At 72.9% G+C, this 10,303-nt stretch carries 7 protein-coding genes; 1 reads left to right on the forward strand and 6 read right to left on the reverse strand.

Going from position 1 to position 10,303, the window contains the following annotated elements:
• Positions 1-36 precede the first annotated feature (36 nt).
• The 6 genes from ABZ354_RS25100 to ABZ354_RS25125 form a co-directional block, all read right to left on the reverse strand.
• A complete protein-coding gene (locus tag ABZ354_RS25100) occupies positions 37-4,404 on the reverse strand; it encodes an amino acid adenylation domain-containing protein (protein ID WP_358660338.1) in 4,368 nt (1,455 codons plus the stop codon).
• Positions 4,401-5,978 carry an AMP-binding protein gene (locus ABZ354_RS25105; RefSeq protein WP_358660340.1) on the reverse strand — a complete coding sequence of 526 codons (1,578 nt, stop codon included), beginning with the start codon at positions 5,976-5,978 and terminating at the stop codon, positions 4,401-4,403. Before ABZ354_RS25105 ends, ABZ354_RS25100 begins: the two co-directional genes overlap by 4 nt.
• The gene (locus tag ABZ354_RS25110) at positions 5,975-6,229 is read right to left on the reverse strand and encodes an acyl carrier protein (protein WP_358660342.1); all 255 of its coding nucleotides are present in this window, start codon (positions 6,227-6,229) and stop codon (positions 5,975-5,977) included. The genes ABZ354_RS25105 and ABZ354_RS25110 overlap by 4 nt, the downstream gene beginning before the upstream one ends.
• 255 nt (positions 6,230-6,484) lie before the next feature.
• The gene (locus tag ABZ354_RS25115; protein ID WP_358660343.1) at positions 6,485-7,129 is read right to left on the reverse strand and encodes a hypothetical protein; all 645 of its coding nucleotides are present in this window, start codon (positions 7,127-7,129) and stop codon (positions 6,485-6,487) included.
• Positions 7,130-7,343: 214 nt separating this feature from the next.
• A complete protein-coding gene (locus ABZ354_RS25120; RefSeq protein WP_358660345.1) occupies positions 7,344-8,699 on the reverse strand; it encodes a serine/threonine-protein kinase in 1,356 nt (451 codons plus the stop codon).
• 354 nt (positions 8,700-9,053) lie between these two features.
• Positions 9,054-9,431 (reverse strand): STAS domain-containing protein, encoded by a 378-nt coding sequence (locus ABZ354_RS25125; protein WP_358660347.1) that lies wholly within the window; start codon positions 9,429-9,431, stop codon positions 9,054-9,056.
• A gap of 172 nt (positions 9,432-9,603) precedes the next feature.
• Here ABZ354_RS25125 and ABZ354_RS25130 point away from each other — a divergent pair, with 172 nt between their 5' ends.
• On the forward strand, positions 9,604-10,095 hold the full coding sequence (locus ABZ354_RS25130) for an ATP-binding protein (RefSeq protein ID WP_358660351.1): 492 nt from the start codon (positions 9,604-9,606) through the stop codon (positions 10,093-10,095).
• The last annotated feature ends 208 nt before the right edge of the window (positions 10,096-10,303 follow it).

The following is a 10,303-nucleotide window of genomic DNA, read 5'->3' on the forward strand; positions in this document are numbered from 1 at the left end:
TGCGCGCGGGACCGGATCGGCTCCCGTGACGCCTCCTCACGTGCCGGGCTCAGGCAGCCACCCGGTACGGGTGAAGTGGTCGACGCAAAGGGCGAACAGTTTCTCCTCGTCTTCCGGACGGACCACGCCACAGCCGGCCAGGGCGGCGTCGGCGGCGGAGCCGTCGAAGCGGAGGCCGCCCTCCGTACCGACGCCGGTGAGCTCTGCCGTCAGCGTGCCGAGAAGCGGAAACGCCGCGTTCTCCGGGTCCTCGCCGATCCGGCGGAGCCACTCGTCCGGGGCGACGGCCCGCATCCGGTGTCCCCCGGCACGCAGCCGGTCCAGCGCGGTGTCAAGGCGTGTCAGCCGGCCGGCGGCCAGGTGGAAGGTCCGGTCCGCCGACTCGGTCCGCAGGGACAGTTCGACGACGGCCTCGGCGACATGGTCCACGGGCACCAGGTCGAACGCGGTGTCCACACCGGCCGGGGCGGCCTCGGCCTGGACACAGCCCTTGAGGATCAGCCACAGGTAGTCACCCGTCTGACAGACCCCCGTACGGCTGTGCCCCGTGATCCGGGTCGGCCGGTGGACGGTCACCGGCAGGGACCGGGCCCGCGCGGCCTCGACGAGTTGTTCGGCCACCCACTTGCTCTGCGTGTAGCCGTGCTTCAGGGCGCCGGGCGGGCCGGTCGGGTGCCCGGGGCCGAGAGGACGGTCGGAGGGCGCCGCGAAGACACCCGTGGTGGAGACGTGATGCACCGGCACACTGCGGTGCCGGGCCGCCAGCCGCAGGATCCACGCCGTGCCGTCCACCGTGGCCGCCTTCAGCCTCTCGTACGGGGCCACCAGGTTCACCGCCGCCCCGACGTGATACACGGAGTCCACCGTGCGGGCCAGCTCGTCGAAGGCGGCTTCGGACAGGCCCAGGCGGGGCGCCGCCAGATCACCGTGGACGACGGAGATCCGCCGGCGGCAGGAGTCGTCCCAGAGACCGAGGCCCTCCAGGGCGGATCGCAGCCGGACGGCTGCCCCTTCCCGGTCCGTGCCGCGGACCAGGCAGTGCACCCGGGCCCGGGTGCGGTCGAGCAGGGCGCGGACGGTGAACGCCCCGAGGAACCCTGTGGCCCCCGTCAGCAGCACGTCCGCGGGGTCCGCAGCCACCCGAACCGTTGCGGAGGCCGGGACGATGTCGGCGGGCAGCTCGGTGTCGGCACCCGGGTCGAAGGCCGGCCCCCGCGCCCCGCCGTCGCCGGTCACGGCGAGCACGGCGAGCCCCGCCACGGTCGGGGTCAGGGCGAGTGCGCCGAGCGGGATCTGCACCCCCAGTTCCTGGCGGAGCCTCAGCACCAGGCGGGTGGCGAGCAAGGAGTGCCCGCCCACGGCGAAGAAGTCGTCGTGCACGCCTACCCGGACACCACCGAGCAGGTCCTGCCACACCTCGGCGATCAGCCGCTCCATGGAGGTCCTCGGAGCTGAAGAGGCGCCGGCCGGCTCCGGCCCCGGGGGGCCGGGCGGCGGCAACGCGGCCGGGTCCAGTTTTCCGCTCGCCGTGAGCGGGAACCGCTCCAGGCGCACGCAGAGGGCCGGCACCAGGTGGTCCGGGAGACGCCGCGCCACCGAGCGGCGTACCAGGTCGGGCTCCGGCGCGGCGGCGCCGTCGCCCGGGACGTAGTAGGCGATCAGCCGGGCCCCGCCCCGAGGGACGGTGGGCCGGGACACCACCACGGCGTCGGCCACCCCGGGCACGGTCCGGACCGCGGCGGCCACCTCCCCGGGTTCCACCCGGTACCCACGGATCTTGACCTGTTCGTCCCGGCGGCCGAGGAACTGGAGCCGTCCGTCCGGCAGGTGGCGGGCCAGGTCGCCGGTTCGGTACAGGACGGCGGAGGGGCGGAAGGGGTCCGGCACGAACTTCCGCGCGGTCGTTTCCGGAGCCCTCAGATACCCGGCCGCCACCGCCCGTCCCCCGACGCAGATCTCCCCGACCGTGCCGACGGGGCACAGCCGCTGCCGGTCGTCCAGCAGCAGAACCCGGGTGCCGGGCACGGGGCGGCCGATGGGCGGCAGTTCGGGCCAGTCAGCCGGGTCGGAACCCAGACGCTCCGCTGTGACCACGTGCGTCTCGGACGGCCCGTACTGGTTCTCCAGCACCGCCCGAGGGGCCGGCGTACGGAAGAACTCCCGGAGCGCGGGCGTGGCGTGCACCTGCTCGCCCGCGGTGACGACCTCCCGGAGGGTCGCCGCCGAACGCCCCGTGGCACAGGCGTAGTCGGCGAGCTGTTGCAGCGCCACGAACGGCAGGAACACCCGCTCGATCCGCGCGGCCGCCAACAGGTCGAGGAGGCGGGCCGGGTCACGCCTGGTCTCGTCGTCGGCGACGACCAGGGTGCCGCCGGAGGCCCAGGTGCCGAACAGCTCCTGGAACGCGACGTCGAAGCCGGGTGACGCGAAATGCAGCGTCCGGGTGCCGGGGCCCGCGGCGGAGCGGTCCCGCTGCCAGGCCAGCAGGTTGGCGAGGGACCGGTGCGGCATGGCCACTCCCTTGGGCCGGCCGGTCGAGCCGGAGGTGTAGATCAGGTAGGCCAGGTCCTCGGGCGTCACGACGGGCCGCGGTGTCTTCGGCGCCGGCGGGTGCACGTCCGGGCACATCGGGGCCGACACCGGCACCGGCTCCACCCCCGGTGGCAGGAGCCGAGTGAGGTCCGGCTGCACCAGCGCCACCCGGATTCCGCTGTCAACCGCCATGCGGGCGATCCGGTCGGCGGGCAGGGCGGGGTCGAGCGGCAGACAGCCGCTGCCCGCCTTGAGCACCCCCAGCGTGGCGACCGCCGACTCCACGCCGCGGGGCAGGCAGACGCCGACCGGGGCTCCGGTCGTGCCACGCGTCACGAGCCGAGCCGCCACCGCGTCCGAGGCACGGTCCAGTTCGGCGTAGCTGAGGACCCGGTGTCCGTGCACCACCGCCGGGGCGCCGGGCGTACGGGCGGCCTGCGCGGCGAAGGCCTCGTGAGCGAGCGGCCGGGGCCCGGCCGGGGACGCTCCGCACGACCAGGTGTCCAGGAGCAGCCGGCGCTCGTCCTCGGGCAGGACGTCGAGGTCCTGGACCGGCCGGTCGGGGTGGGCCAGGGCGTCGGTCAGCAGGGTCCGCAACCGCTCCGCCAGGCGCAGGGCGGTGGCACGTTCGAAGAGGTCGGTGGAGAACTCCAGGAATCCGCGGAACCCGCCCCGTTCGGGCATCAGGTGCAGGAATACGTCGTACTTGGCGGTCCCGGAGTGGAGGTACAGCCGTTCGGCGCTGATGCCGGGGAGATCCAGCGCGGGCTCCGGGGCGTCTTCGAGCCCGAGGACGACCTGGAACAGCGGGAAACGGCCGGGTGTGCGCTCCGTACCCAGCTCGCGGACCAGGTGGGAGTGCGGGATGTCGCGGTGCCGTACCGCGCCCCACACCTGCTCCTTGGCCCGGGCGGTCAGCTCGGCGAAGGAGAGGCCGGCGGGTATGCGCAGCCGCAGCGGCAGGACATCGGTCAGGCAGGCGATCATCGGTTCGAGTGCCGCCTCGTCCCGGCGGGAGACGGGGGTGCCGATGACCACGTCGTCCTGCCCGGAGAGCCTCGAGACCAGCGCGGTCAGCGCCGCGGCCAGCACCGCGAACGGTGTGCTCCGCGTCCTGCGGGCGAGAGCGCGGACCCCGGCCCCGACCCCGGCGTCCAGGGTGAACTCGATGCGGTCCCCGGCCGGGCCGGGCAGCGCGGGCCGGGGGCGGTCCGCGGGCGGTGAGGACTCCGGTGGGGCGCCGCGCAGGGTCTCCCGCCAGTGGTCCAGGGAGTCCGAGCGGCTCTCGTCGTACGTCCGGCGCCGCTCGAGGGCGTACGGCCCGAACTGCAGCGGCAGGGCCGGCAACCCGGGCTCCGCGCCGTCCAGAGCTGCCCGGTAGCCGGCGCTGAACTCGGTGTCGAGCAGGCTGAAGCACCAGCCGTCGAGCACGGCGTGGTGGAGCGCCACCACCAGGACCGCGTCGTCCTCGGCGACCCTCAGCAGGGTGGCTCGCGGCAGAGTGGTGAGGTTCAGGGCCACGGGCCGGGTCGCCGCAGCCACGGCGGCGGCGGGCAGTTCCTGCGCATCCACCCACCGGATGTCCAGGTCCACGCGGGCGGGCGGAGGCAGCACGGTCTGCCGGGGCTCGCCGTCGACGAGGCCGAGGCGGCTGCGCAGGGCCTCGTGCCGTGCCGTGATCAGGGTGAGCGCCCGCTGGACGGCGGTGGGCTCGACCCGGGCGCCGCGCAGCCGGTAGGCCCAGGACTCGATGTAGCGGGAGGGGCCGTCCTGGAACTGGTCGTTCAGCCAGATCGACTCCTGCTCGAAGGACATCGGATAGCCGGGGGCGTCCGGGGCCGGTATGCCGGCCGGGTCGGGGGCGGGCGTCAAGGGGAGGGCGCCTTCCGGGTGGGTGACGGGACGGGGCCGAGGGAGGCGAGCAGGCCGCCGCGGTCGGTCTTGCCGGTGGCCGTGGCGGGCAGGGAAGCACGGTGGTGGACGCTGTGCGGTACGAGGTGGCGGGGCAGGCGGTCGGACAGGGCGCGGCGGACCACCGGGGGAGAGGGGGCGGCCGGGCCGTCCGCGGTGTAGAACAGGGCGAGCCGGTCGTGTCCGCCGCCAGGCGCGGGCACGGCCACCACGACGGCCTCCCGGACACCGGGGACCCGGCGGGCGGCGCTCTCGATCTCGCCCGGTTCGACGCGGTGTCCGGAGATCTTCACCTGGAGGTCGGTGCGGCCACGGAAGTGCAGTACGCCGTCGGAGTCCAGCAGGCCGAGATCACCCGTCCGGTACACGCGCACCGGCGCCCCGTCGAGGACGAGGGTGGGAAAGGCGGCAGCCGTGGCCTCGGCGTCCCCGAGGTAGCCCACCGCCAGACCCTCGCCCGCCAGGCAGATCTCGCCCACGGTGTTCGCCGGCAGGACCCCGTCCCCGGCCATGATGTGCACCGACGTGCCGGGTACCGGGAGGCCGATGGGCACGCCACCGGGGGTGGCGCAGTCGGCGGGTGTGATCCGGTGCGTGGTGGCGAACACGCAGTTCTCGACCGGTCCGTAGCCGTTGATCAGGGTGATCTCCGGGTGACGGGCCAGGAAGCGGGCCACGTGGTCGGGCGAGAGCCGCTCGCCGCCGGTCAGGACCTGGCGCAGGCCCGTGAAGCAGGACCGGCGCGGGTCCTCCTCGTCGACCAGCAGGTTGAACAGCGAGGAGGTGAGCCAGGCGGTGTCCACCCCGGTGGTGCCGACGAGCTCGGTGAGCGAGTCGGGGAGGAGGTAGTCCGTGTCCGCGACGACCGAGGTGCCGCCGGTGGTGAGCGGGCCCCACAACTCCAGGCTGAAGGCGTCCCAGGAGACCGGCGCGGCCTGCAGGACCACCCGGCCGGGCCCGAAGTCCGCCCAGCGGGCGCCCCGGAAGAGGCGGGTGGTGGCACGGTGCGGGGAGAGAACCGCCTTGGGGGCGCCGGAACTGCCGGAGGTGAAGAAGACGGCAGCAGCCCGCGAGGCCGCGTCCGGCACGGAGGCCCCGCCCGGCACGGAGGCCCCGCCGGGCGGTGGTGCAGGTGGGTTGTGTCGGCGCAGGCCGGGCCGTCCCTCGGGAACGGGCCAGAGGGGCAGGTTCCCCGGTGCCCCGGGCTCGGCCACCATGACCGGGGACCGCAGCACGGCGGTGACCCGTCCGATGTGGTCCGGCCGCCACCGGTGGTCGAGGGCGGCGTACGCGGCACCACACTTGAGGACGGCGAGCAGTACGGCCACCAGCCGGGCGGACCGGGGGAGGAGGACGGGCACGGTGGCTCCGGGCCCCACCCCCGCAGCGCGCAGAGCGCGGGCGTACGCCTCCGCTGTGGCGTCGAGCGTTCCGTAGTCGACGCGCTCGCCCCGGTCGACGACCGCTACGGCGGTCGGGCGCGACCGTGCCTGCCCGGCGACCGCTTCGTGGATGAGCCGCGGATCGGCGGTCACCGTGGGGCGCGTGGCCGGGTCTCGCCCCCGGCCGGGTCGCCGGCGGGGTCCTGGGCCAGGGCCTCGGCGAGGGTGTCGCTCTCGAACAGGCGCTCCGGGGCGATCCGGACGCCCAGTTCCGTGCCGATACGGGCACAGATCCGCATGGCCTGCAGAGAGGTACCGCCGAAGTCGTAGAAACTGTCCGACATTGTGACGTGCGGCACCTTCAGCACGTCGGCCACGATACGGAGGAGGTGCTGTTCGTTCACGGTCTGTGCTCCTGGTCCGAAAGCCTCTCGCGATGCCGTGCAACTGTGGCACCGACCGGCGGGCGAGAGACGATTCGAGCTGCACGGTGCGTTCGAAAGTCCGAATTCCATCTGCTGGTGGCCAAATTGCCGGCGCGAATTCGGTCAGAGGCAACGCATCCCGCGCAGAGCGGAATCCGAGCATTCATCAGCGACATTTCTGGTGACCGGTGTTGTGAGCCCGCCCGTCGAGGGATTGTTTTGTCGATGCGGCGGTTATGGCCGGCCGTCCACGACTTCGGAGAACAGATACCCCGTGGTCCAGAGTCCGGCCACGGTGAACGCGCCCGCGACGCCCCATCCGGTGACGCCCATCGGGTTGAAGCCCATGAGGTGGTAGGCGACCATCAAGTACGGCACGGTCAACACCAGCCATCCACCGAGCAGCGGGAACAGTCGCAGGCCGAGCAGGGCCACCCAGGAGGCTCCGAGGAGGAGCCATCCGAGCAGCAGCCACCCCACCGACGCCCACTCGGACGACGTCAGATAGGTCTCGGTGTGGCCGCGGACGACCATGCGCACGATCTCGCCCCGCCAGATGCGCAGTTCCGCCGTGTCTCCGCGTCGCACCGTGCGGTAGGTGCCCTCCTCCACGTCCATCTTCTGCCGGCGTTGCCCGAAGCGGACGGTCACGCTGTAGTAGGTGGTGCAGGAGCTGACACCGTTGCTGTCGGTGGTGCACGACTGGCGGGTCCCCGCGCCCGTGATCTCGGCGGGGGTCCGTGCGACGCAGTCGTCAGCCGCCTGCCATCGTGTGCCGGCCGGGCACAGGGAGGCGCCCCTGTACACGGCGATGGCCTGCTGGTGCACCTTGATGTGATCCACGCACTCGACGATGCACGGCACGGCGATCGTGAGCATGAGTACGCGCAGAAGTAACCACCGAATGACGTCCTCCCCCTTGCACGTTTCGGACGGTATGCCTGCCCGGTCCAGCGTGGGCCATCAGTGGGAGAAGGGGCAACGGCTTTCCGTACGGAGAGGTGCCGGGACGACGTTGTCCCGTTGCCGGGCGGCGGTGGCATGTCTCCCGACAGTCGCAGACCGGGCCGAGGACTCCGGGTCCCGGCCCGGGTCAGTGCTTGCCCTTGCCTCCGTGCTTGTCGGCCTTCTTGTGGCCCGGCTCGATGGCGGCGGGCTTCTCCGTCTTCTCGGCGGTGGGCTGTGCCGGGGGTGAGGAGAGCGGGGAAGCGGTGCCGGACGGCGTCGCGGCGGGTGACGTGGGCGAGGGGGTGGGGGCGGGGCTCGTGCTCGTGCTCGCGCTCGTGCTCGTGCTCGTGCTCGCGGACGGTTCGGTCTGCGGACCCCGTGCCGAGCCGGTGTCGGGCGAGAACCAGGTCAGGCCGACGAGCAGTGCCCCGGTGAACAGGGTCGCGCCGCCCATCACGGCCACCAGCCGGGAACGGCGCAGCAGGGGCGGGCGCGAGCGGCGGAGCCGTGCCCTGCGCGTGCTCGTCTGCCATTCGGTGCCCGCCAGGGGGACGTAGGCACCCTCCGCGGGCGCGCTGGACAGGGACGCGCCCAGCACCGAGGTCGCAGGGACGGCGGCCTCTGGGCCGATGGCGTGCTGCCCGTCGGCGCGGCTGTGGGGCGGGTGCTCCCGTGGCAGGGGCTCCGGTGCCCCGCGCCATGCCCCGCGCTCGAACCAGTCCGTCACCTCCTTGGCCGTCGGACGGTCCTCGGGCTTCTTGGCCAGCAGGCCGAGCAGGTAGTTCTCGAAGGCGGGCGGGAGTCCGACGCCGTGTTGCCGGAGCGGCACGGGGGTGGCGTCCAGGTGCTGGTGCAGCACCGCGAGCGTGGAGTCCGCCTCGAACGGCGGGCGTCCCGTGAGGAGCTGGTAGAGCACGCAGCCCAGGGAGTACACGTCGCTGGCCGGTCCCGCGGTTCGGCCCAGGGCCCGCTCGGGCGCGAGGTAGAGGCTCGTACCGACGATCTGCCCGGTGGCGGTGAGTGCGGCAGAGGGGTCGTCGAAGAAGCGGGCGATGCCGAAGTCGCCGATCTTCAGGTCACCGCCGGAGTCCAGTAAGAGGTTGGCGGGCTTGACGTCCCGGTGCACGATGCCCTGCCGGTGCGCGGCGGCCAGCCCCGCGGCGGCCTGGGCGGCGACGCGGGCCACCCGCCCGGCGGGCAACGGACCGGAAACGGCGAGCACCTGGTCGAGGCTCTGCCCGTCGACCAGCTCCATCACCAGGAACAAGCGGCCCTCGTACTCGCCGAAATCCAGCATGCTGACGACGTGCGGGTGGTTGAGGCGGCCGGCGGTCTGCGCCTCCAGACGGAAGCGGGAAGCGGCGGTGGGGTCGGAGTCGTGGGGGAGGAGGAGTTTGACAGCCACCGGTCTGCCGAGCGTCTCGTCGAAGGCCCGCCACACCTCCCCCATCGCGCCCCGCCCGATGGCGTCCTGCAGCCGGTAGCGGCCCGCTATCAACACCTGTCCCTCATCCCTGTACCAGAACCTCTCGACTGCCGCAGGCCGTGGTTCACCGCGCAGGTGAGAGTGGGGGTGCCGCAGCATGTCCCAGCCTAGCGGCCCCGCACTCCTGGCAGACTCCCGCCCGCCGTCCTTCACCTGCCCGGTGTCCCGGGCCCCCACGGCACCGTGCGCGCCACGGAGGGCGAGGGGGTGAAGCATGTGCGCGGCCGACGCGACCGCCGGTCCGGATGCCGGGGTGCCGGACAACGAGGCACGGATCCGGCACGCGGCCGGTGCGGCAGGTGTCATCGACAGTCTGCGGCGGCCGGTGGACATCTCACATGTGACCGGGACGAGTGGTCCGGCGGGCCGTCATGCAGCGAGTGCCTGGCCGAGGGTGGGGTGGCATTCGATGAGGTCGTGGATGCCGACGAGTTGCAGGATGCGGAGTACGGGGTCGGTGGGTGCGGCCAGGCGGAGCCAGCCGTCGGCCTCGGTGACGGTCTGGTAGGTGACGATGAGGATGTTGATGCCGCTGGAATCCATGAAGGTGACCCGGCTCAGGTCGATCACGATGCGGGGCCGGGCGGTGTCGGAGACATCGAGGGCCTGCCGGAGGTGATCGCCGGTGTGGTGGTCGATCTCTCCGGACACGGTCAGTACGCGGATGTCGTCGGTGGTGGTGGCCCTGACTGTCAGCCTGCCCGGTTGTCCGGCTTGTGCGGTGTCCGTGCTTCGTCCGTGGGCCATGTGGGTGATACTTGCACATCAGGACCTCCGCCCGGCAGTGCTGCCCCGCACGGCCCAGGAGCTGCTCATGCGTGAGGCGTGCAACGCGCGGGACGCGGGTACGCGCGTGAGATGTGGGCAGGCGCATCGGGTGTGAGCGGGGCAGTGAAGGCGGCGAATATCACCAGTGTCTCTGGATGAGGACGGGTCCGTTCCGGACGAGCAGGCCATCCGGACGACGGTGGCTCTGGACGGTGACGGCACGGTCATTGCCCAGGCCCGTCGGCTGGCGGCGGAGTTTCTCACCGAAGTGCAGGCCGTGCACGGTCTGGCGGTGTCGCAGCGTGCCGTGGACCTGACACAGCTGGTGGTCAGTGAGCTGGTCACCAATGCACGCAAGTACGCGCCGGGTCCGGTGCTGATGGAACTGCGCATCGTGGGTGACACGGTCGAGGTGGTGGTGTGGGACTCCGATCCGGTGCTGCCGGTGGCGAGGGCCGCGGATGCCGGACGGGTGGGGCAGCACGGGCTGGAGATCGTGATGGCCGTCGCGCTGGCCTTCGAGGTCCGGCGCGAGCCGGTCGGCAAGCGCATCACCGTCTGCATCGCTCTGCTGGACGGCCCCGGCGGTGGCCCGGCCGGACGAGCCCTCGGGCCATCGACGGGCTGTGGGCGGGCAAGGTGACGTAGGCGGCGCTCGGGGCCGGGCCCGGCCGGGCGGTGGAGGGGCAGCGCGGTATCGGATGGGCAGCCCGCATCAACTGGCTCTCCGGGCAGGCGTGGCCCCGCCGGACCCCGCTAGGCACTGTCTGACAAACGATCTTGGGCGGGTTCGCGGAGCCAGAGGATGAGTGCCGCGAGGTGGAGTCCGGCCTTGTAGCGGGTGGCCAGTT

The sequence above is a fragment of the Streptomyces sp. NPDC005925 genome (genome assembly GCF_040638805.1).
In the GTDB taxonomy this organism is placed as follows: Bacteria; Actinomycetota; Actinomycetes; order Streptomycetales; family Streptomycetaceae; genus Streptomyces.

Coding starts and splice junctions, on each gene's coding strand:
- ABZ354_RS25115 (WP_358660343.1), bottom strand. CDS start 7,129: ATGCTCACGATCGCCGTGCCGTGCATCGTCGAGTGCGTGGATCACATC.
- ABZ354_RS25125 (WP_358660347.1), bottom strand. CDS start 9,431: ATGGCCCACGGACGAAGCACGGACACCGCACAAGCCGGACAACCGGGC.